General features: G+C 41.1%; 26 protein-coding genes and 1 tRNA gene. 2 read left to right on the top strand and 25 right to left on the bottom strand.

Annotation, left to right across the window (positions count from 1 at the left end; genetic code table 11):
• Positions 1–16 precede the first annotated feature (16 nt).
• From LRA01S_RS07670 to LRA01S_RS07630, 9 genes are all read right to left on the bottom strand, one after another.
• Entirely contained in the window at positions 17–478 is a 462-nt protein-coding gene (locus LRA01S_RS07670) for an ECF transporter S component (protein WP_061775048.1), read from the bottom strand.
• Entirely contained in the window at positions 462–1,235 is a 774-nt protein-coding gene (locus tag LRA01S_RS07665; RefSeq protein WP_061775054.1) for a bifunctional hydroxymethylpyrimidine kinase/phosphomethylpyrimidine kinase, read from the bottom strand. Before LRA01S_RS07665 ends, LRA01S_RS07670 begins: the two co-directional genes overlap by 17 nt.
• The gene (gene truA, locus LRA01S_RS07660; RefSeq protein WP_061775047.1) at positions 1,222–1,980 is read right to left on the bottom strand and encodes a tRNA pseudouridine(38-40) synthase TruA; all 759 of its coding nucleotides are present in this window, start codon (positions 1,978–1,980) and stop codon (positions 1,222–1,224) included. Before truA ends, LRA01S_RS07665 begins: the two co-directional genes overlap by 14 nt.
• A gap of 114 nt (positions 1,981–2,094) precedes the next feature.
• Entirely contained in the window at positions 2,095–4,089 is a 1,995-nt protein-coding gene (locus tag LRA01S_RS07655; protein ID WP_061775046.1) for an ABC transporter ATP-binding protein/permease, read from the bottom strand.
• A gap of 140 nt (positions 4,090–4,229) precedes the next feature.
• Positions 4,230–4,544: an AzlD domain-containing protein gene (locus LRA01S_RS07650; RefSeq protein ID WP_061775045.1), complete on the bottom strand. Its 315-nt coding sequence runs from the start codon at positions 4,542–4,544 to the stop codon at positions 4,230–4,232.
• On the bottom strand, positions 4,544–5,272 hold the full coding sequence (locus LRA01S_RS07645) for an AzlC family ABC transporter permease (protein WP_061775044.1): 729 nt from the start codon (positions 5,270–5,272) through the stop codon (positions 4,544–4,546). Before LRA01S_RS07645 ends, LRA01S_RS07650 begins: the two co-directional genes overlap by 1 nt.
• Before the next feature lie 328 nt (positions 5,273–5,600).
• Complete coding sequence (locus LRA01S_RS07640) at positions 5,601–7,442, bottom strand: InlB B-repeat-containing protein (protein WP_061775043.1); 1,842 nt, start codon at positions 7,440–7,442, stop codon at positions 5,601–5,603.
• 483 nt (positions 7,443–7,925) lie between these two features.
• On the bottom strand, positions 7,926–8,537 hold the full coding sequence (gene rpsD, locus LRA01S_RS07635; protein ID WP_061775042.1) for a 30S ribosomal protein S4: 612 nt from the start codon (positions 8,535–8,537) through the stop codon (positions 7,926–7,928).
• Positions 8,538–8,705: 168 nt separating this feature from the next.
• Complete coding sequence (locus tag LRA01S_RS07630; protein WP_061775041.1) at positions 8,706–9,440, bottom strand: TrmH family RNA methyltransferase; 735 nt, start codon at positions 9,438–9,440, stop codon at positions 8,706–8,708.
• A gap of 126 nt (positions 9,441–9,566) precedes the next feature.
• On the opposite strand from LRA01S_RS07630, the gene LRA01S_RS07625 reads away from it, so the two are divergent.
• Both LRA01S_RS07625 and LRA01S_RS07620 read left to right on the top strand, forming a co-directional pair.
• Positions 9,567–9,842, top strand: coding sequence for an acylphosphatase (locus tag LRA01S_RS07625; RefSeq protein ID WP_061775040.1), 276 nt, complete (start codon positions 9,567–9,569; stop codon positions 9,840–9,842).
• 10 nt (positions 9,843–9,852) lie between these two features.
• The gene (locus LRA01S_RS07620) at positions 9,853–10,104 is read left to right on the top strand and encodes a YrdB family protein (protein ID WP_061775039.1); all 252 of its coding nucleotides are present in this window, start codon (positions 9,853–9,855) and stop codon (positions 10,102–10,104) included.
• A 66-nt stretch (positions 10,105–10,170) separates the two neighbouring features.
• Here the strand turns inward: LRA01S_RS07620 and LRA01S_RS11320 are convergent, their stop codons facing one another.
• The 16 genes from LRA01S_RS11320 to LRA01S_RS07545 all read right to left on the bottom strand — a co-directional run.
• On the bottom strand, positions 10,171–10,305 hold the full coding sequence (locus tag LRA01S_RS11320; protein ID WP_255211717.1) for a hypothetical protein: 135 nt from the start codon (positions 10,303–10,305) through the stop codon (positions 10,171–10,173).
• Between the two features lie 28 nt (positions 10,306–10,333).
• Complete coding sequence (locus LRA01S_RS07615; protein WP_061775038.1) at positions 10,334–11,203, bottom strand: methylenetetrahydrofolate reductase; 870 nt, start codon at positions 11,201–11,203, stop codon at positions 10,334–10,336.
• A gap of 69 nt (positions 11,204–11,272) precedes the next feature.
• Entirely contained in the window at positions 11,273–12,883 is a 1,611-nt protein-coding gene (gene pabB, locus LRA01S_RS07610; RefSeq protein WP_082785419.1) for an aminodeoxychorismate synthase component I, read from the bottom strand.
• Between the two features lie 48 nt (positions 12,884–12,931).
• Positions 12,932–13,525 (bottom strand): lysozyme family protein, encoded by a 594-nt coding sequence (locus tag LRA01S_RS07605; protein WP_061775036.1) that lies wholly within the window; start codon positions 13,523–13,525, stop codon positions 12,932–12,934.
• A 38-nt stretch (positions 13,526–13,563) separates the two neighbouring features.
• Positions 13,564–14,547: a nucleoid-associated protein gene (locus LRA01S_RS07600; protein WP_061775035.1), complete on the bottom strand. Its 984-nt coding sequence runs from the start codon at positions 14,545–14,547 to the stop codon at positions 13,564–13,566.
• Positions 14,548–14,552: 5 nt separating this feature from the next.
• Complete coding sequence (gene glyA, locus LRA01S_RS07595; protein WP_061775034.1) at positions 14,553–15,806, bottom strand: serine hydroxymethyltransferase; 1,254 nt, start codon at positions 15,804–15,806, stop codon at positions 14,553–14,555.
• On the bottom strand, positions 15,796–16,422 hold the full coding sequence (locus LRA01S_RS07590; protein ID WP_003137233.1) for an L-threonylcarbamoyladenylate synthase: 627 nt from the start codon (positions 16,420–16,422) through the stop codon (positions 15,796–15,798). The genes glyA and LRA01S_RS07590 overlap by 11 nt, the downstream gene beginning before the upstream one ends.
• Positions 16,415–17,230, bottom strand: a complete 816-nt coding sequence (gene prmC / locus LRA01S_RS07585; protein ID WP_061775033.1) for a peptide chain release factor N(5)-glutamine methyltransferase — start codon at positions 17,228–17,230, stop codon at positions 16,415–16,417. The genes LRA01S_RS07590 and prmC overlap by 8 nt, the downstream gene beginning before the upstream one ends.
• The gene (mutY, locus tag LRA01S_RS07580; protein WP_061775032.1) at positions 17,227–18,294 is read right to left on the bottom strand and encodes an A/G-specific adenine glycosylase; all 1,068 of its coding nucleotides are present in this window, start codon (positions 18,292–18,294) and stop codon (positions 17,227–17,229) included. Before mutY ends, prmC begins: the two co-directional genes overlap by 4 nt.
• Entirely contained in the window at positions 18,291–19,364 is a 1,074-nt protein-coding gene (gene prfA / locus LRA01S_RS07575) for a peptide chain release factor 1 (protein WP_003137230.1), read from the bottom strand. Before prfA ends, mutY begins: the two co-directional genes overlap by 4 nt.
• Before the next feature lie 69 nt (positions 19,365–19,433).
• Positions 19,434–19,946, bottom strand: a complete 513-nt coding sequence (locus tag LRA01S_RS07570; protein ID WP_061775031.1) for a GNAT family N-acetyltransferase — start codon at positions 19,944–19,946, stop codon at positions 19,434–19,436.
• Positions 19,947–19,974: 28 nt separating this feature from the next.
• Positions 19,975–20,544, bottom strand: coding sequence for a thymidine kinase (locus LRA01S_RS07565; RefSeq protein WP_061775030.1), 570 nt, complete (start codon positions 20,542–20,544; stop codon positions 19,975–19,977).
• Between the two features lie 143 nt (positions 20,545–20,687).
• The gene (locus tag LRA01S_RS07560) at positions 20,688–21,866 is read right to left on the bottom strand and encodes a tyrosine-type recombinase/integrase (RefSeq protein ID WP_061775029.1); all 1,179 of its coding nucleotides are present in this window, start codon (positions 21,864–21,866) and stop codon (positions 20,688–20,690) included.
• Positions 21,867–21,966: 100 nt separating this feature from the next.
• Positions 21,967–22,179, bottom strand: a complete 213-nt coding sequence (locus tag LRA01S_RS07555) for a hypothetical protein (RefSeq protein ID WP_003137224.1) — start codon at positions 22,177–22,179, stop codon at positions 21,967–21,969.
• A gap of 188 nt (positions 22,180–22,367) precedes the next feature.
• Positions 22,368–22,437 (bottom strand) — tRNA-Ser (locus LRA01S_RS07550).
• A gap of 26 nt (positions 22,438–22,463) precedes the next feature.
• The coding region (locus LRA01S_RS07545) for a hypothetical protein (RefSeq protein ID WP_218003137.1) at positions 22,464–22,783 on the bottom strand (320 nt) is incomplete at its 5' end.

Below are 22,783 nucleotides of genomic sequence, written 5' to 3'. Positions count from 1 at the left end.
TGAGATAATCAGCAACTTACTTTATCTTTACCAAGGCACGATCAAGTGTCAAAGCGACCACGACACCAAAAATTGATTGAATGATGTTACCAGGCATGTCTGCCAAAGCGGCACCAAACCCATAAAATAGCCAAGAAACCAAGAAATAGCCCGCGACCATGATCACACCTGACAGCACCAACCACAAAGTCCGATTTGTCTTACCTCCTGCGACATAACCTTGGCCTCCATGGATGAGCAGACTAAATATGGCCCAATGAGGATAGCCAGACAAGAGGTCAAAAAGTAAACCAGTCAAACCGCCAACGATGGCCCCCTCAACTCTACCGAATCGCAAGGCTGCGAAAATCACGCCTGCATCCAGTACCGTTACAACACCTTTGGTCAAGGGCATAGGAATTTTCAAAAAGAAGGAAATCGCAACTGTAAGTGCCGTAATCATGGCAAGCACTGATATTTTTTTAGGTGTTAATGTCATGTTGAAATACCCCATATTCATTTGAGTTCAAAATCGCCTGATAGACAAAATCCTTACTCTGTTCGACAGCCGTTAGCACCGATTTCCCGCGTGCTATATTGCTGGCAATCGCTGACGCAAAGGTACAGCCAGCACCATTATTATTGCGCGCAACGATTGGCTTGACAAATTCTCGAGAAAGGCCACCATCATCATATAAATCACGCGCAAAGTGCTTATCTAAACGACTGCCACCCTTAATCACCGTATGCCGACTTCCCAAACCAGACAAAGCCCTAGCAGCCACTTTCATACCTGAAACCGTCGTGATCGTCATCCCAGATAGCATCTCAGCCTCCCTCAGATTCGGCGTGATCACCGTCACGAAAGGCAAAAACTCAAGCAGCTTGGCCGTCATCTGAGAAATCTCAGCATCAAGGTTCTCTTTAAAAACCAGAACCGGGTCGAGAATGACGGAGACATCTTGATGGCGTTGAATAAAACGCAGGGTTAGATCAGCAATCTCTAATGAAGGTAACAGACCAATCTTAATGGCATCAAAAGCAACATCATCTAGACTGTCTAATTGCCGTTTAAAAACTTCTATATCCGCTGGAAAAATATCAAAACCAGACGCATTTTCAGCCACTGTCACAATCGACGTGACGGCAACAAACCCATAAATCCCATACTGAGAATAGGTCGCTAAATCAGCCTGAAAACCACCACCAGATAAAACATCCGAACCTGAAATAGCCAATACCTTAGGCATTGTCATCATTGTCATAGCGCACCTCCATGAGACATAAACCATGTGCGGGTGCAGTCGGTCCTGCTAAATCCCGATTTTGTGCGGTTAAAATTTCAGAAACTCGCGTCACTGGCCATTTACCCGCGCCAATTTTTACCAAGGTTCCGACCATATTTCTCACCTGCTTATATAAGAATCCATTACCAGAAAAAATGAAAAGTATTTCATCCGTCCCACTTCTCACCACATCTGCCTGTGTAATCGTGCGGACCTTGTCTTCAACCGTAGCGCCAGAGGCTGTAAAGCCTGTAAAGTCATGAGTACCAACCAACAACTGGGCTGCTGCTACCATGTTGTCAAAGGCAACGATTTTCGGAAAATGGTAGCTAAAACGCCGGGTTAAGGGGTTATTAGCACGCGAAGTGGTCAGGCGGTACTGATAGGTTTTGCTGTGAGGGTTGAAGCGTGAGTGAAAGTCATCTGCGACCTGCTCAAGCTCTAAAACGTCAATATCATCAGGCGTTTGAGTATCCAAGGCAAAGCGCAATTTTTCAGTATCGCGCGCTTGAGGTAGATCAAAATGAATGATCTGAGCTAGGGCATGTACCCCACTATCTGTCCGGCCTGAGCCATGAAGTTTAACAGGCTGACCTGAATTTAATCTTGCCAAAACGCGCTCAAGTTCTTCTTGGACGGTACGGCCGTTATTTTGAATTTGAAAGCCGGCAAAATCCATGCCGTCATATGCAATTCTTGCTTTATATCTTGTCATGCTAACATTATATCATGTCCAATAAGAAATCCAACACCCAATTGGATTGTTTTTGAAACATCCAATTTGAATATCAGTAGCAAAAAAGATCCTTTCGAATCTTTTTCAGATAGCTTAGTCGTTAGACAAGGCTTCAATCGGGTTCAATCTTGCCGCTTTACCTGCAGGCATAAGGCTTGCAAACAAGGCGATGACGATGGCGATGATGACACTTCCGATGACAGCACCAGTTGAAATTTGGATGATATGGTATTTATCAAGCAAGTCACTAACACCTGAATTGACCCCAACTTCTCCCATGAAAGCAACAATGATCCCAAGGATGGCAGAGGCAAGCCCTAAAATCACAGTCTCGATGACAAAGAGCAGGCGAATGTCCCCTTTTCTTGCACCTAAAGCACGTAGGATACCGATTTCCTTAGTCCGTTCTGCAACTGACATGTAGGTTGTCGCGATGATCATCATCAGGCTCACCAGAAGTGAAATTCCTGCGATCAAGGCGAGTACAATGGTTACAATAGATGTGATGTCGTTAATCGGTTTCAAAACAGCACCGAGCGAGAAGGTAACAAAGTCTTTCTTGCCGTCGGTTTTCAAGTTTTGAATTTTGCCTACGACAGATTTGACATTATGACTATCATCAATCGTTGGCACGATGAAGTTAGGCTCGCTGATGACATTGTTAGCTACAAAAACTTTTTGCAGCGTTTTAAAATTCATGGTCAGCGGACTTTGTCCAGGCGTTCCTTTGGTAATGCCTGATACTTTCACATCTTGGGTGATGCTCACTGGTGCACCATCTTTGTTGAGGAGTTGATAGTCAAGATGTAGGGTTTGGCCGATGATTTTTTTCCAGTTCGTTTTATCCCATTTTTTAGCAAAAGTATCTGGGACAACCACTTCCCCTTCACTTGGTTTTTTACCCACTAGAAGTGAGCTATCCGTGTTCACACTTGTCCAAGTTTGGATTTCAGCGAAAGGCTCTTTTGTCGTCCCAAGACTAGCTGTCAAGTTAGCGGGTGCCACGTCAAAGGCTTTCTCGATTTTCTTCACGTGATCTAGCTTTTCAACTTTGCTGATTAAAGTATCAGAAATCGCTGTTTTTTCCGTATTTTGTGGCATCAACCGCGTTGTTTCCTGAAAGGCTTCTTCATTTTTCTTATGCTCTTCTGTGCTCACACGCTTCATGACCATGGGCACATTAGGGTTGGCCAAATCAGTGACCATTTTATTCATATAACCTTTAGCACCATTCCCCAAACCAAGGAAGAACATGACTGAAAAGAGACCGATAGCAACGCCTATCATGATCATCAGATTTTGCTTCCAGTTGTTAAGGAAATGCTGCCAAGCGATACGTGCCTTAGCCCCGAAAGAAAGTGTTTTGGTTTTAAATTCCCGCGCTTTCTCGACAGTCTCATAAGGTGGTTTAATCCGTTCATCCGAAGTGACTTGGCCATCAGCCAAATGGACGATACGTGTTCCGTAGTCAGCCACTTCCTGTGAGTGCGTCACGACGATGACTGTCTTCCCACTTTTAGCAATATCAGACAAGATGCCTAGGACATCACTCGTATTCTGTGAGTCAAGCGCACCAGTAGGTTCATCAGCGATGATGATATCTGGGTCGTTTGCAAGTGCTCGCGCAATGGCAACACGTTGTTTTTGACCACCCGATAATTGGTTCGGATTTTTCTTTTTATGTTCAAGCAAGCCGACTTGTTTGAGCAGGTCTTCAGCTTTCTTAATCTGTTCCTTGTGCGACAGATTGGTCATTTTTAGTGAGATTAAGACATTATCTAAAACACTGAGATAGCTGACCAAGTTAAAGGATTGAAAGATAAAGCCAATGGTATCTCTGCGATATTCATCCATTGATTTCTCTTTTTTATCTGCTTGTTTGGTGCCATTGACAATGACTTCCCCCTCATACTTGCGATCAAGGCCACCAATTATATTCATTAACGTCGATTTCCCGCCCCCAGATTCCCCGAGAATCGAAACAAAGTCCCCTTTGTCAAAGCTTAGATTCAAACCTTTTAAAACTGGAAATTCTTCTTTTCCCAGATAGTAAGATTTCTTGATATTTTTTAGTTCCAAGATTGTCATGATGATGACCTTTCTATTTTTCCATAAAACATTTGTGATAATAATAAGTATAGGACTTTTCCAGAAAACTTTCATGGGACTTAAGACTTATTTTCACAACAAAATAGCGTATTATACAAAAAAAGTTGCACGAGGCAACTTTAAAAAAACAAACGTAAAAGGGCCATAGCCACCACACCAGTCAAAACAGCCAACATCAGGGATTTCCGCCAATAGCCTACTACCATAGCTGGAATCATAGCAAGACATCTCAGTCCATCCAGACTCGGCAGAGCATTTTTATGCAAGATCACTAACTCAGAAACCATCAAACTGGTCATCATAGAAAGCGATAAATAATTCAAGAAACGTTTAAAGAAATCTGGAAATTGGATCAGCTTAGCCAGCGGGAAAGGTAAAATTCTGGGTACCCAGGTGACGATAACACTGAAAAGTAAAGCAAGATAAAAATACATCAAATCGTCCCTGCCCTTCTCGTTTGTTTAGGCGTTGACATCACAGCACCAATCAAGGCACCAATAATCGTCGCGATTAAGACAGCCACATAGCTAGAGGTGACAATTCCTGCTACACCATAAATTACAGCTGAACTCACCAAGACTGTCAAGACAATCCTTAAAGGCTCTGTTTTCACCATGGAGTCTAAGGTCAAGACTAATAAGCCGATAAACATAGCCACTAAAGCATAGTCAATGCCAAACTTTTCTGGACTCGGAATAAGGTTGCCTACCGCTGCACCAAAGAGGGTCGACACGATCCAAGTCAGATAACTCATCACGTTCACACCCTGCATCCAGGCTGTTGTAATCGGTGTGCCAGTCGCATGTTCTAATACCATGAGCCCGAAGGATTCATCTGTCATTAGTGTGCCCATGGCGATGCCGGATTTGAGGGACTGATGGGGGAAAATTTGTGTAGCGGTCAGACTTTGAAGGAACATGCGGAAATTGACGAGGAAGATGGTTAGGGTGATGATTGAGATTGGCGCGTGAACGGCCATCATGGCGATCATGATGAACTGACCGGATCCAGCGTAGAGCAAAATGGACAGGCAAGCAACTTGCCAGAGGCTATAACCCTGAGCGATGGCCACGATACCAAATGCTGCACCGATGCTGATGTAGCCAAGGCTGACGGGGATAGCGGCTTTCATTCCATCCATAAACTTGTAACTTTTTAACATGACTGACTCCTGAAGTGTAATAGTTTCATTATAGCAGAAAATTTGGGGTATTTTGCTGGTTAATTTGATCTAGATAAACAAAAAATGTGCGAGAGTTATCTCGTACATTTTTATAGGGAAAAAATATTTTACTGCACGATTTGACAAAGAACCGTAATCGTTTGAAAGATCCCTGAATTTTTAATTAACAAACTAAACTGAAAGACACTAGTTTGATTATCATGCTATTACCTCGTTTTTAAATTGGTACATCCATTTACAACAAACTGATGCGAATTCAACGACATACCATAATGCTAAATTTTGGTTATAAAATAGTAAGTTACTATTATTTTATCACAATAAATAAAGCAGGTCGAACTGGTCTACTATTACTGATATCAATGATAGGAGTAAAACTTCCATCTTCAAAAACATTGGCTGTGTCAAACCTATGACCAGCTGACCGTAACCAAAAACGATTATCCTTCCCAGTACCCAACTGACCTAACAAAGTGGAACTGAATTTGTTAGTATTTAACCCCAATACATGGATATCCGATACACTTAAGGCAAAAGCTTGTTTCGTGCCAGATGTGTCATCTAACTCAGTCGCAAAGCGATTATCCTGATGATAATCATCCCAGTACCAATCTGAATAATCACTACCAGTAGTTAAAGTGATATTGTTTTTAAAAGCATCAAATGTTGGGTTATTTAAAATCACTTTTTTGACTAACGCTTCATTAGCAGTCCCTAGTATCGTATTGTCATACCAGTCATCTATCACACTACCGACACCACCATTTGTTGAGTTTCTACTATCGTCATAGCCATTGGTATTCGTTGCTGAAAAGAAAGTACTGCGACTAGTGATAAACGGCGTATTACTAATACTGGCTTCTTTTAACACCAACCCTTTTTCAGGATTAAGAATTCGCCACCAGCTATTGGCAAACCAAACAGTATCGCCTGGATCACCTAAGGTACTGTTTGTATAGGTATTTAAGGCATTATTTGTCCCAGCCTCGGTAATGGGAAGTCCCCACTTCGCATAAAGTATTGTATCTTGGGTAATAGGTGTAGCAAAATCAAAGGCGGTTATTAATTTTGCATCTGTATACCAGCCTTTAAAAGCAAAATCATGTGGCACTGATGAGTCATTGGGTATAGCATCATCTAATGATGGGTTCTCTGGTTGAGAGGGTTCTGAAACTGTTTGCCCATGATTGACTGTTGCTGAAGATACCGCTTCGCCACCAGTGCTGTCGAATGTGACTTGATACGTTTTGGGTGTTATTTTCCCATAGAACACTTTATCGCCTGTCGCATCTTTCGCAAGACTTGTGATGACTTTGCCTGTACACACTTCATTGTCATACCAACCTGAGAAATCTTCAGCCTCATATGTTGACGTTTTTAAATCAGTTGCTTGGTCACCCGCAACATAGCTATATACTAGGGATAAGTTTGTGACTTTATCGCCGTTGATGTAGTAGGTAATCGTGAAGTTCTTTGTTACTCCTGAACCCCCATTATCTCCAGTGTTATCACCATCGCCTTCAAAATCACCTTCACCTGCTAAGTGGAAAACATGTGTCGTACCTGCTAGTTCAACCGCATGATTTCTAATTTCGTCACGATGGCGGTAAGATTTTCCTGCTGCATTAACCGTTGCCGCACCACCTAACCCTACTAGTAACAGCAAAAGAGCAAGGAGGTATTTAGCATTTTGGAAGCGTTTGAAACCAATCATTACAATGCTAACTAATAAGATAAGCCCAGCGATGATGAACAAGGGAGTGGTCACATCCCCTGTTTTCGGTAGGTTATTACCCGTTGTCGGTAGGGCTACTATTCCGTCCGATTTCCGACTAATTTGATAAGTTTTAGATTCACCAGCTTTTAAGGTATCCACTTTAAAAGTAACTTTTTTCATGTCCTTATCATGAAAAATCGTGTGTAAATCAGCTTCGAAAGTCACGTTTGTCCCAGTTTTCCCACTGATGTTTTTAATGGTCAAGTCTGCGATTTCAGCGCCTGACTTGCTATCTTTATTTTCGGCAACTGTTAGTTCAAAATGGTCCGAACCTCCCGTGTCTGCGGCGTGTGCGATACTTGGAAAACTCAGGATAAAGAGTGTCCCGAGCGACAAGATTAGTGTGCTTAGTTTTTTAACTGTTGTTTTCACAATGTTTCCCCTCCTATTATTAACATTTTCTCATTCAAAAACAGTTCCTTGTCTAGGGCAAACTAAAAGTCTGCCCAGCCAAGGAACTGTGATTAACTGTCATCTATAAAAGGGTACGCTAAATTAAGACATACTACCGCTGTCTGTCTGTCTGAGCATACGCGATTCTACCTTTCTTGTCAAGCATTCATCCTTAAAACTTTAATAGATAGTATGTGTATTTTTATCATTTAAAAAGAAAGCGTTATCATAATACACCTATATTTTAACATAATTAATTTATTTATAAAAGCGGTATGATGATTTTAATTAAAAAATATATCACGTTTTGGATTGATGGCTATTTTAAGGGTATTAAAAAAAACAGCCGTATTGACTGTTCTTTGATATTTGTCTACTCGGATTGGGTTTCTCAAATCCTCGCAGACAAACAAATTAAAAAAGCTCCAAACCTTATAAACAAAGGGTTTAGAGCTTTTAAAATTACATTTGTTTGTTATAGTATTCAACGACGAGTGATTCGTTGATTTCTGGGTTGATTTCGTCGCGTTCTGGTAAACGTGCGAATGTACCTTCAAGTTTGTCAGCGTCGAATGTGATGAAGCTTGGGCGTCCAAGTGTTCCTTCAACTGCTTCAAGGATTGCTGGTACTTTGATTGATTTTTCGCGAACTGAGATCACATCACCAACGTTTACGCGGTATGATGGGATGTCAACACGTGAACCGTTAACCAAGATATGACCGTGGTTAACGAATTGGCGTGCTTGACGACGTGTAGTTGCTAAACCAAGACGGTAAACAACGTTGTCAAGACGACGTTCAAGAAGTACCATGAAGTTGAAACCAAGTGTGCCTTCTTTTGCTTTAGTCGCTTGAACAAACAAGTTACGGAATTGACGTTCAGAAACGCCGTAAGTGAAACGGAGTTTTTGTTTTTCAGCCAATTGCAAACCGTACTCAGAAAGTTTTGAGCGGTTGTTTGGACCGTGTTGACCTGGTACGTAGTTACGACGTGCGATTTCTTTACCAGTGCCTGTAAGTGATACGCCGAGACGACGTGATTGTTTCCATGATGGACCTGTGTAACGTGACATGTGAATGTCTCCTTCAAAAATTTTATTTGAAGAGCATGTTTTGCAAGTTTCCGGTTCGTGCATTTCCAGTTCGCCTCACAGCTTTGGTTACTTTGTAACACTGGAAATGTTGACGATGCCCTACCTCGCGGCTGCATAACTCAACTTTACAAGTATATCAGGAAAATGCTAGTCTGTCAAGGAGAAAATCATTATACCTGCAGCAACAGCAACATTTAAAGACTCTGCCTGACCTGGCATATTAATATGTGCTAAAATATCAGCGGTAACTGATGTTTCTGGTGTGATGCCCGCCCCTTCATTTCCCATGATGAGGGCAAACTTTTCAGGTTGACTAACTGTTCGATAGTCTACCGATGTTTCTGATAAGGTGGTTGCAATCACTGTGGTTCCTTGAGTTTTTAATCGTTGGTATAAAGCCTGCGCGTCATTTTCCTGAAAAACCGGTAGATGAAGGTGTGAGCCTTGCATGGTGCGTAGGACTTTTGGCGTGTAGATGTCGGCGCTACCTGCTGTCAAAATCACACCGTCAAATCCAGCGGCATCAGCCGTTCTAATCATGGTGCCGACATTGCCTGGATCCTGGACGTTTTCCAAAATCAGGAGTTTGTTCAGCTGCTCGGGTTTTAGTGTTGCTGCCTCTAAAATAACTTCTGCGATAATCCCTTGCGGTGTTTCAGCGTCTGATAAGAATTTCATGACGTCATCTGATATAAGCGTTGCATCTGGTGTATCTGCGAACTTTTCCGTTACAAAAATCTGCTTGAAATCCGCACCAGATTTCAAGGCTTCTTCATACAGGTGCTGTCCCTCAATCAAATAAGAGTTGGTACGATTTTTCTTTTTATAAAGTTTCTTTGCGTTCTTGACGCGTGTATTGTCTTTTGATGTGATCATTTCCATAGGTCTATTTTAGCATGAATCATGACTTCTAGGTGGTGTAAGTCGATAAAAAAATACGAAAACGCTATCAATTTGATATAATGAAATAAACGAGATGAATCTTATAGTAGAAAGTGAATAAGATAAATGAATAAAGTCAAGTTAAATGCCACTGGTCGTGTGCAAGGTGTTGGCTTCCGCTATATGACCTTTCAGTTAGCCAATCGCCTGAGCATCAAAGGAACAGTCAAGAATGAAAGCGATGGATCTGTCACGATTTTTGCCCAGTCAGATGACAAGCTCAGTCTTCAAAAATTTATCAGTGAGGTTCGGAAGTCGCCATCACCTTATGGTCGTGTGGATTATTTAGACGTGAAAATTGATAATTCGCCAGATTTTGATGATTTTCAAATGTTGAATTAAAGGGGACAAAATGACGATAATCAAAATTGCCAATTATGGTCTCGCTTTTCTACTAGAAATGTCCGCACTCTTTATTCTAGGTTATTGGGGATTTCATCTCCAAGCAGATAAGACCATTCGGATCGTCGTAGGTATCTTAGCGCCACTAGCCATGATTGTTATCTGGGGCATTTGGTGTGCGCCGACATCTACTCATCGACTAGATGGCATCTGGCTACTTTTGATAAAATGTCTTATCTTTGCTATTGTCTCTTTAGCATGAAACTGACAGCATTTGCAGTTACTTTCGGATTTTTGGTCATTCTTCACTTAGGACTCAGTCTTTATTTTAAAACGCTTTGATGACTTCAGAATGAATCACAAAGTCAAAAATACCTTGGCTCATCACGGGATTCATTTCCTGTGATAAGCCAAGGCTTTTCTTTTTGAAAATTAACAGACTTTGCTTCTTAACTGCTACCATTTATCGAGGACATTATCATCTCACTAATTTACAAATAGCGATCCATCATGGTATTAGCGACGAAGGGTTTGTTCATGGTGTAAATATGCACACCATCGACGCCACGAGCTAGGAGGTCGTCGATTTGCTTACAGGCGTAGTCCATGCCAGCTTTTTGCAGGTCTTCTGGCGAGTCCTTGTATTTGTTGACGATTTTAATCAGGCGTGTCGGTAGACTAGCACCGAAGAAAAGCATCCGATCTAATTGAGAGGTTTGCAGGACTGGCATGATACCTGCGGCAATTGGGGCTTCGATTCCTGAGTTTTTAACATAGTCATTAAGCCTTAAAAATTTGTCGTTGTCAAAGAAGAGCTGGCTGATAAAAAAGTTGGCGCCGGCATCATATTTGCGTTTGACGTGCTCGATATTTTCAACGTCCAGTGGACTATCGACATGGCCTTCCGGATAAATGGCGGCAGCAATATCAAAATCGCCCGTTTTTTTGATGTCCGTGATGAGTTCATGGGCATAGTGATAAATATCTGGGCAGCCCGTCACATCCGTATTTTTCGGCAAATCCCCGCGCAAGGCTAAAATATTTTGGACGTTTTTAGCCTTAATCTCCGCAAGAATTTCTGTGATTTGTTCCGGATTATTATTAATTGACGTCAAATGGTGCATGGTTTCGATGCCATACTCTTTTTTAATTTTCTCAGCGATCTCAAGTGTTTTATTTTCACGACCAAGACTGCCCATAGCGCCATAAGTCACACTGATATAATCTGGTTTGTGGGTCAAGCCAGCCACTGTTTGATAGATAGTTTCAATGCCCGCGTCAGTTTTGGGCGGGAAGACTTCCAGAGAAATGACGGATTTCTTCTGAAGATTTTTTTCTCGATAAATGTCAGTTATTTTCATAAGACTATTCTAACAAACTTTACCTGAATTGGAAATTTGTTAAAAATAGCAGTTGGCTATAGCTCCAGATTATAACAAAACAACTTCCCTAATACCCTGAACTGAGTTACAGCAGAAAACCTTGTCTGCTCGGGTTAAATCTTCTCGGTATAGGACCTGCTCACGGCACTCACCGGAATCTAATAAATACTGACGGTAAATTCCCGGCAATAACCCACTTGATAAAGGCGGTGTCAACCACTCTCCATTGATTTCCAAAATCAGATTAGCACGCGACATTTCAGTCAACTCCCCCCGCTCATTAAGAAAAATCTCGTCTTTGGCTTGAAAATAAGGGCGATAGGTTGTTTTATGCGCGAGAAAATCTGCACGGCTGTCAATGGTCATTGGGGATAAAGCAACGGTGTTAAAAGCTTTGATCGGCCGATAAGAGGTCTCAAACTTGCCATCACGACTGAGGAGCAAGCGTAGCATACCATCTTGTTCAGGTTGTAGGTTCAACATATCTGGATTGAACTTAAAGCCATAGTAGGCAGCGGATTTTTGCAGTCGCTCAAAGTGTTCCATTTTAAAGGTTAGCTGACCATTTTCAACTTGAATCGTCTCAATCAACTGAAAATCATCTTGTAAGAAAGCCGTTTTCGTCTGGGTCTCCAGCCATTCATCGGCGGTATCTGAATCCCAAACAATGGCGCCACCTACCCGATATTTGAAGTGATCTGCACCTGTCTGCCGTTGCAAAATACGAATGGGCACACTAAAGGTCATCTTCTCTGGGCTCAGGAAACCAATGGCACCACAATAAATCTCCCGACTGCCTTTTTCCAGACGATCAATGATGGCCATGGTTGATATTTTCGGTGCACCTGTGATCGAGCCATTGGGAAATAGGGCTTGAAAAATTGCTAATAAATCTGTACCCGGCTTTAAATCTGCTTCTATCTGTGAAGTCATTTGGTGGATGGTGGCGTGTGTTTCAACTTCAAATAACTTGGTGACTTTGACACTACCATTCTCAACGATTCTACCTAGATCATTACGCATGAGGTCAACGATCATAACGTTTTCAGTCCGATTTTTCTCATCTGTTTTGAGAAATGTGATACGCTCGGCATCCTCTGCTGCTGACTGCCCTCGTTTGACCGTGCCTTTCATCGGTCGCGTCGTGATGTGCTGATCTTCAATTTCAAAAAAGAGTTCAGGCGAAAAGCTGAGCAAGGTGTCATACTCATTTTTGATATAGGTATTATAAGGCGTCCGCTGCTTGGTCAAGAGGTGTTCATAAAGCGCTAAGTCATCGCCAGTAAAAGGCACCTGATAGTCATAGGTATAGTTGACTTCATAGGTATTACCATCTCGCTGCTCTTGCTTGATCTCAGCAATGGCAGCTGCGTAGTCTGAGAACGTTAGCTGTGCTTGGGGGTTGAGACTAATCTCTGGCGCATTTTTCGGGACGTAGGGCGTGAAGCCTTCGAAAACTTGAAAGTAGAGGAGGGGGCTTTCAGATTTGATCGGCTTGCCTAGGAAAACGTCTTTGGCTTCATAACGGATATAGCCGACCAGATAATGCGTCTGCTGCCATTTTTCAATTTCACCGAGTGCTGCTATCACACCGGCATTATCAAAAGCAATCAAGGTTGCAAGCGGGTCTTCAAATTTTTTATCGTCATATATCATCATCGTCCTTTTATTATAGCAAAAAATTTGCCGTAAAAAAAAAACTGGCTTTCACCAGTTAAATAAATGAACGATTTTCATGTTCCAGCGAACTTCTTTCGCGTAGAAGATGTTACCGCCATTTTTGTAGAGTTTGCCTTTGTTAAACAAAAGCGAATCTAGGGTAATGTGATAGTATTCCTCGCCAGTTGTATTGCCCAGGCTTGGTGCGACGACGTCTTTCGAATAACCTTCTGCTAAAGTCAAGGTGTTCTTACCACCGTTTTTAGCGATATAGTCGACATAGGCTTTGCCAAAGTTATAGGCTTGAACGCCCGTCCAGACGTCGACGCCTTTTTCATGGGCGTATTCCAACATTTCGGTTAGATTGGTAATACCTTGATGGATGCTGTCTTCTTCTGTCTCAATCGTATCATGAGTCGACTCAGTAGACTGCATGACATCGGTGCGTTTCCCCTTGGTTTCGGTGTAGATGATCGACAAAACTAACTCGCGATTACCTGAAACACCATGTTTTTCCAAGGTCTGTGTGACAAAATCATCGTACTGCATGACATTTTTAACGTTTTCATGCGTGCGGTATATCCAAAATCCGAATCCCGCAAGGATGACTAGGAGGAATAGATTTCTAATTTTTCTTAGCAAGTCCTCCTCCTTTCCAACCTCGTTTTAACGAGCAGAGATTACCATTTGTTCTTGATTTCCTCGATATTTTTGATGATAATCGAGTAAGTGCCATCATCATTTTGGATAAATTCGACCGTTTCTGCATCTTCATATAGACTTTGAGGCACAATCATCTCTATCCCATTTGACAATGACAATTTTTGATTGGATAATTTTTTCTCGATTTTCTCCATCGGCATCTGCTCAAATCGAATCTTATCGGGAATTTCTTCCTTGACTTGATCTTTAAAAGCCAAGCGTGCCGTCAGATTATCCGCAAATAATTGGTCAGCAAGTGCTTCTGGATTGAGATTTTCCTGTTTTTCGACTGCATGAAAAACCGCATTTTGCACCTTTTGAGAAAAGGCAAAATCATCATCATCGAAAGACTTGGCAACAGACTCTGCCGTCTTTTTAATTGTTTTAATCGCTTTATTGACAGAAATCTCAGGCTTTTCAGCTAGCAGATTTTCTGAAAAATAGTTATAATTTTTGCCGTTGTACTTGATCCGTTTTTCAAGCAAATGGTAGCTAAACGTATTGCGATTGATGGCAATCGCTTCATCGGCAGCTGATCCAGCCCCAGGTAAGGAAGACTCGGTTTTACGAATCTTGATTTGTCCTGTTGCCGTATCGAAGTCATGCGAAAAAGAATCCCGCAGCGACAATCTGATAAAAGCAAAATGTGGCTGAGTCTCTAATTCATAGGCAACAAAAAGCAAGTCATTTTGCTTTTGTTTTTCTGACAAGATAAACTCTTCTCGCCAGAAATTCGCAACGGCAATCGTTGATGCAATAAAGTCATCTGTTACTAGCGATAAAAAGTGATTCTCTTCTGTTAAAATGCCACGTTTGGCATCATCAGAATAGATTTTTTCTACTTTTTTTGTCACATAGTCAAGCATGACAGGCGTCAACTCCATGAGATTTTCCGAGAAGGTGATCTCAGGTTGACCTGGGTCAAAAGCATGTAAAATCGCTTTTTTGATATATAAATCCATTATAATTAAGCTTCGTAAAGTGGGAAAGCATCCGTCAAGGCAATCACTTCTGATTTGATTTGATCAAGCGCCGCTTGGTCGTCCTTGTTTTGGAAAGCACGAATGATAAATTCTGCTACTTTTGTTGCTTGTGCCTCTTTGAACCCACGTGATGTCACAGCAGCCGAACCAATCCGGACGCCTGATGTTTTAAATGGGCTCAACGTTTCGTAAGGTACTGCATTTTTGTTCAAAGTAATTGACACTGTATCCAGGAGATGTTGTGCTTCTTTACCATTGATACCAAAGCCAGTGACATTAAGCATGAACATGTGGTTATCAGTCCCACCAGAAATCACGCGCAAACCAGCATTTTCAAAGGTTTCAGCCATGACTTTTGCATTTTTAATGACTTGTGCTTGATAATCTTTGTAGCTAGGATCCAATGCTTCTTTGAAAGCAACAGCTTTTGCAGCGACAACGTGCATCAATGGACCACCTTGAATTCCTGGGAAGATGGCAGAGTTAATTTTCTTAGCCAAAACTTCGTCATTTGTCAAAATGAGTCCACCACGCGGGCCACGGAGTGTTTTATGGGTTGTAGAAGTTGTAATATCAGCATAAGGTACTGGATTTGGATGCAGACCAGCAGCCACCAAACCAGCAATATGTGCCATATCAACCATGAATTTTGCACCAACAGCATCAGCGATCTCACGGAATTTCGCAAAATCAATTGTGCGTGAATAGCTAGACGCACCAGCGACAATCAATTTAGGTTGCGCCGCTTTAGCTTGTGCTAAAATTTGATCATAATCCAATAATTCAGTTTCTTTATCGACGTTATAGCCAACAAAGTTATACGTTTTACCAGAGAAGTTGACTGGTGAGCCGTGTGTCAAATGACCACCAGCTGCCAAATCAAGACCCATGACTGTGTCACCAGGTTCGATTAAAGCAAGGTAAGCTGCAGCATTGGCTTGTGAGCCTGAGTGAGCTTGCACATTGGCAAATTTAGCGCCAAAAAGTTCTTTTGCGCGTTCAATTGCTAAATTTTCAGCAATATCAACGCATTCAGTACCGCCATAGTAGCGATTACCAGGATAGCCTTCAGCATATTTGTTAGTCAAAAGTGAGCCTTGAGCGGCCATAACAGCTTTTGAAACAACATTTTCAGAGGCGATGAGTTCAATATTTTGTTGTTGACGTTTTTCCTCTGCATGGATTGCATCCCAGAGTTCTTGGTCAAAAGCTTCGTAGTTTGGCTGGTCAAATATCATCCTTTATCTCCTCGATAATTTCTCTTAAAGTTAGCGCACCTTGGCGCAAGATTATGGGCGTCTTACCTGTCAAATCTACAATCGTCGAATCAATGCCCGAAATACTCTCATCAGCCTTCACAACAGCTGCAATCTGGCCGTCCAAATCCGTCAACACGTCTTGTGCGGTTTTGGGGCTTGGGTTTCCAGTCAGATTAGCAGATGGGCCCACTAAGGGGCCTGTTTGACGCAAAATTGCAAGCGTCGTTTGATTGGCTGGGACACGAAAGCCGACTGTATTCATACCGTTATTGACAAGACTAGGAACCTTTTCATTGGCTTCTAGAATTATCGTAAGGCTGCCAGGCATAAATTTATTATACAACTTTTCGAGATATTTTGGTTGATTTTGAGAGAAAAATTTCATTTCATCAAAATTCGAAATATTTAAGTTAAGGGCATGATCATAGGTTCTATGCTTCACGTCATATATATTTTTGACCACATGATCTTCTAGTGCGAGACCGAATAAACCATAAACCGTTTCAGTCGGCAAAGCGACTAATTGGCCTGATTTAATCAACTCAACGGCACGCTGAACATCTTGTGGTGCTTGGGGAAAAAGTAATTCAGTCAATGGTAATCATCCTATCCTTTCCGGCTAAATCTTGTAAAACGCTGACCCGCTTATCAGGAAAATGGTGCTGAAAAAGTTGGCTAACAGCTTGGCCTTGTAAATGCCCAATTTCCAAATAAATCTTGCCCTTGTCTGTCAAATAAGACTGGGCGTTTTCTGCTATTTTTTGATAAATGGCTAGCCCATTATCCTCAGCAAACAAAGCAAGGTGTGGTTCATAGTCCAAGACATTTTTAGCCATATCCACCTTCTCGAAATCTGCGATATAAGGTGGATTTGAAACAATTATATCATAGTTTCCTGAAACGTTACTGAAAACGTCTGATCGTGTGAAGGCGATATTTGCTATTGCATTTTTAGTCGCATTTTGTTGCGCCAAGGCCAACGCGTCTGGTGAGATATCGCTAGCCAGGACGTGCCAAGTCGACTGTGCCTTAGCGAGTGACAGAGCTATCGCGCCTGTCCCTGTCCCAATATCTAGGACTTTCAAATCATCTGACGCATTTTCCGCCAAAATCAGCGCGACGAGTTCTTCTGTTTCTGGTCGCGGAATCAAGGCACGCGCATCCACATCAAGGGTTAGACCGTAAAACTCGGTCTCACCGACGATGTACTGGGCTGGCTCATCCTGTGATAGTCGGTTAAATATCTCTGTTAGGTAGGCTTGGTCAGCTTTAGTTATCGCCGTGTTGAGCAATAGGATAAAGTCGGTATAGCTGAGTTTTCGCCCATAACGAAAAACATAGCGCAACTCCTCTGGGCGCACCAATTGTTTTTCATATTTTTGAAAGGCTTGTAAGTAGGTCATAAATTCTCTTTCAAAGCTGCTTGGAGTTTAAGCTGTAAAGTTGTCTGTGGTAGTGCTTCATAGGCAACATCTGACAAATAAGTCCACGACGCATCTTCATTTCCAACTTGAACAAGCATGACTTGCCATTTTTGGTGGGTGAAGATGTGTGTGACTGGTGTGATATTCAGTTGTTTAGCGGCTTCGAAATGCTCAGAAACACCGTCATAAATCGCATCCCATGAGTCAAATTCTACCAAAGGATAGGTCCAAAAATTTGCTAACAGACCCGTTTTTGGGCGTTGGATATAAGCCAAGCTGCCGTTTTTTTCAGAGATAATGGCCGCATAAAACTTCTGGACTTGCTTGACTTTTTTAGACTTGACTGGAAAATTCAGCTCTATTCCTTCTTGATAGCTGAGATTAAAACGGGCAAAAGGTGAATCTGATAAAGTCTCAGTTTTGACACTCATCAAAGAAGTGCCCAGATCCATCACGGCTTGGTTAAAATCACCTGGTCGCTCTGGATCGACAATGGGTAAAATAATGTCATAAAAAATTTTCCGTGATTTGGGCTGAGCGATATCCGCTTCGATTTTCAGCAGTCTTGCAAACACGCGAAACATATTACCGTCAAGCGCTGGCACGACTTCATTAAAACTGATACTAGCAATCGCTGCTGCTGTATAAGGGCCAATACCTGCTAAGGTTTGTAGGTCTTGACTCGTTGTTGGAAACTGTCCGTCAAAGTCTGCCATGACTTGTTGGGCTGCTTTTTGCATATTTCTGATTCGCGAATAGTAGCCTAATCCTGACCAGAGTTTGAGCAGAACTTCTTCATCTGCTTCAGCTAAATCTTGGACCCTTGGTAATTCTGCCAAAAAGCGTTCATAGTAAGGAATGACTGTTTCGACCTGGGTTTGTTGCAGCATGATCTCGCTGACCCAGATATGATAAGGTTCCTTGTCTATCCGCCAAGGGAGGTGCGTCCGTCCGCTTTCATCGTACCAAGTAAGCAAGGTTTGACGGAAGTCTGCAACCATGTCCTCGGATAAATGACCATCGGCGTCATACCAGTTTATCATTGTTTCAAAGCCTCGAGTTTTTGCGTTTGATCGAAAAGGATCAGGGCGTCCACGACTTCGTCTAACTTACCTGACAAGATGGTGTCAAGTTTTTGCAAGGTCAGGCCGATGCGGTGGTCGGTCACGCGGTTTTGCGGGAAGTTGTAGGTACGGATTCGCTCAGAACGGTCACCTGTTCCAACGGTCGACTTCCGAAACTCATCGTTTTTGTCCTGCTCGATCTGCGCGAAATAATCGTAAACTCGGGCATTGATGATTTTCATGGCCTTGTCACGGTTTTTCTGTTGATTCCGTTCTTCCTGCATCTCCACCTTGATACCCGTCGGTTCATGGACGATCCGAACGGCTGTTGCGACTTTATTGACGTTCTGTCCGCCGGCACCAGAAGCGTGGTAGATGTCGATCCGCAGGTCTTTCGGGTCAATGTCGATGTCGAAATCTTCGATTTCAGGCATGACGAGCACCGTTGCTGTTGAGGTATGGACACGCCCCTGAGTCTCTGTTTTTGGTACACGTTGGACACGATGCGCGCCACTTTCATATTTGAGTTTTGAGTAGACGCTGTTACCTGAAATCATGACTGAGACTTCTTTGATACCACCGATTTCGGTCACGTTTGACTCTAAAATCTCAAATTTCCAGCCCTGATTTTCAGAGTATTTTTGGTACATGGCCAATAAATCGCCAGCAAAAAGCGCAGCTTCATCACCACCAGCGGCACCACGAATTTCGAGGATGATATTTTTGTCATCATTAGGGTCTTTTGGTAACAAAAGAATTTTGATGTCTTCTTCTAAGGTTGCTTTTTCAGCTTTCAGCGCTTTGAGTTCTTCTTTGAACATGTCAGCTTCGTCAGCGTCAAGGCTTGAATCTGACAGCATTTCTTCAGCATCTGAAATCCCAGTTGTTACTTCGACATAGCGCGCATAAGCCGCAACGGTTTCGCGCAAAGAGGCCTCTTCTTTTGACAAGGCCATAAAGCGCTTGGTATCGTTAACGACTTCAGGGTCACTGAGCAAACCGCCTAATTCTTCGTAACGGTCAGCCATAATTTGTAGTTGGTCGAACATATTATTTTTTTACTTCCTTATTTTCTATATTTTTCTTGTCAATGGTAGCAGGTATTTGAGCAGACTTCGCTAACTTTTATCAACAGCAAAGGTAAAATGCGGCATTTCAATTCCTTTATAGGTTTTGATAAATTTAGTCCGGACAGTCATGCCATTTCGAATCGCGACGTTCATAGACGCGAGATTGTTATCACAAATGATTGAAAACACACGTTCAATACCTAAGATATCAAAAGCATAGGTTTTACAAGCTTGTGCTGCTTCTATGGCATAGCCTTGGTGCCAATAATCGCGATTAAATAAATAGCCTATTTCTGTAACGGTTTCACCTTGGACTTGTTGCAAGGTCAGACCACATTGGCCAACGACTTGGTCGGTTTCTTTTAAGACAACTGCCCACAGACTGAAACCTCGTGTTTGATATTGGGTCATCAAATTATCAAACCACTGCGCTACTTCTTCGTCAGAAAATGCGCCATTGTAAGCAAACATGGCGTCATCATCCTGAAGAATTTTGGCAATCACAGCATAATCTGCCTGTGTGATTTCGCGAAGATAGAGGCGTTTGGTTTCCGTAATCATCTGTGGTCTCCCTATTTTCTACTAAGTTTTAAAGTTCGGGCTTAAACCAATGTTTGCGACAAACAGGTAGGTAGCTTTCATTGCCGCCAATTTGGATTTGACTACCTTCATAGACTGGTTGATTATTTTCTGTGCGTAAAACCATGGTTGCTTTCTTGCTACAAAACCAGCAGATTGTTTTAATTTCTTCGATCTTGTCAGCTAGGAGTAAGAGATATTTGCTGCCTTCAAATAATTCATTTTGGAAATCATTTTTTAGGCCGAAGGCCATGACTGGGACGTTGAGTTCATCTACCACTCTAGCAAAATCATAGATATTCTTTTTGCTGAGAAATTGGGCTTCATCTATTAAGATGCAGTAAGGTTTTTCCGGGAGTTTGGCAACATAGTCAAAAACATTTAGGGCAGCATCAATGGGGACGGCTTGTTCGCGCATGCCGATCCGCGAGCTGACGACACCAATCTCATCTCGGTTGTCGAGAGCGCTTGTCATGATGACGACGGGTTTGCCCTGTTCCTCGTAGTTATGCGCTACTTTGAGAATTTCGATTGATTTGCCGCTGTTCATCGTGCCATATTTAAAATATAATTTTGCCACCTGTTAACTCCTTTTATAATTTATCTCTTAAAGCCCTGTTATCATGGGGCTTTTGGTTTATTGAATGAACTATCAAATAGTACTTTTTCCCTATTTTACCTTATTTTCCACTCAAATTTGCCCAGAATTTGCCCAAAAAACATTTAATTTTCATCTATCAAATCAACCAGTCTTGATCTCATTTTATCAGTCGTATGCGTATAGATTTTAGTCGTAATAGTCGGATCTGAATGGCCTACTCTCTCCATAATCGCTACTTGATCAGCACCGGATTCAACTAAATGAGTAATATGGGAATGGCGCAAAGCATGAGGAGAAAATTTTCGATCAAATCCAGCTCGTTTGCCAAAATTTGCAAAGCTTCTCCCTAAGTCTCTCCATGAAACAGGATTGCCTGTCCTACTAGGAAATATATACCCATAATCTTTAAAACTTCTACCATTTTGTAACAATCTCGTATTATCACTTTTAAAATAAGTAAGAATCTCGATTGATCGATTAGACAAGTAAACTTTCCTATTAGAAGCAATTGTTTTTGGTGTTGTATGGCATTTTTTAGTCACACCACCAACTGAATAATCTAGGGTACTATTAATATCGATATATGCTGCTTGCTTATCATAATCTTCCCATTTCAAAGAAGCTAATTCACCATATCTTAATCCTGTCAAAAACAAAAATTCTAATATCAATGCATTTCTACGACAATCAGGTCTAGTCATTAAAATAAATATCTGTTTTAATTCATCATAACTAAACAACTTTTTACGCTCTTTTTCCATATCTTCAAGTGTAATTGGTGGAACACTTAGTTCAACTTTTTTCATTAAATCTACTTTAACAAAATCGAGTCTAAAAGCAAAGTTCATAATTTGTCTAAAAATACCAAAATACGTCACTAACGTTTTACGAGTATATGGCATTTTGTTAAAATAGCGCTGAATCATCAAAGGAGAAAAATCACCAATTGCTTTGCCTTTAAAATCTTTTTTTAAAATATTACAATATCTTGTCCTAGTTGCATAAGTAGAATGTTTTATTTTTCTAACTTGATCCTCTAGCCATATATCAATAATATCGGAAAAAAGAATAAATTCGCTTGCAATATCAAGTGTCGCGCTCTGTTTTTCAATTTTCTTCTTTATCTTATCAAGCATTAAATTTAGTGCTTGGTTTCCTGCTTGCTTACTTTTTGAAGTAAGCGTTATAGAAGTTTTTTCTGCTTTACATGTCACCGGATTTTCATAACGCATCCTCCATACATATTTACCAACAGTTTTTGATTTTTCTACCCAAATACTGCCTACTTTTATATCTCTCATAAGTCCTTCCCTCAAAATAAAAAGGCAAATATAGAGATAGCCATTAGTTTTAATTATATCACTATATTTCTTTTTTTCTAAATTATTATTTGATCCATCCCTATTTATAACAACTGTCTTTTTGTTTATTTAAAAATTTATCAAATGCTGGCACCCAAACTCTTCCAGATAATCTAAAGCAATTACCTTTAATGTATTCTTGTTCTTTACGCATCAAACTAATTTGATTTGATACTGTTTTCTCCGACAAACTATAAAAATCGGCAATATATTTTTTATCCCCAAATTTTTTAGGAATTTCTACATCTATCATTTTTACTCCTTTGCTATTCAAAATCAAATCTAAATATATTATTTCTTTATATGTTTAAAGTATTATCTATAAGATCCGTAATCACTAATTTTGCAATTGATAACTCGAATATTGTCCACTAACTTTTTTGTATAACTATTTATCACTAAAATGTGTAAAATGTATTTCTCCTTTCGACATACATTTTACATACCTTACAGGACTCGAACCTGCACCTCTCACACTATCGTAATTGTTCTACCATTGAACTAAAGGTACTACCTCAGATATTATTTCTAAACTTATTATCTACTTTGTAAGTAAGCAAGAATGAATCCCTCTGAAATATTTGTGATAGAACAATCCTTAAGCAATGCGCAAACCTCATCACAAGTTTTGATTACAAAATGACTGGACATAAAATCAAAACCGTATTCTTCAATAAACTGCTCACGATCTCGGCCCATATCATCAAACGCATTTCGCCAACCAAAATAATCAGTTGTACATTGAGTTGCTGAATCAATTACTGCTCGTTTATCTTTACTCATACCAATCGCATACATCATTATTTCTTCGCTAGGATATGTTATACCATCAAGTTCCATTGACATATTTGTTTCTG

It is taken from the genome of Pseudolactococcus raffinolactis NBRC 100932, assembly GCF_001591765.1.
Lineage (GTDB): Bacteria > Bacillota > Bacilli > Lactobacillales > Streptococcaceae > Pseudolactococcus > Pseudolactococcus raffinolactis.
Note: the sequence above shows the minus strand (reverse complement) of the source record. Positions and strands in the feature narration are given on the sequence as shown.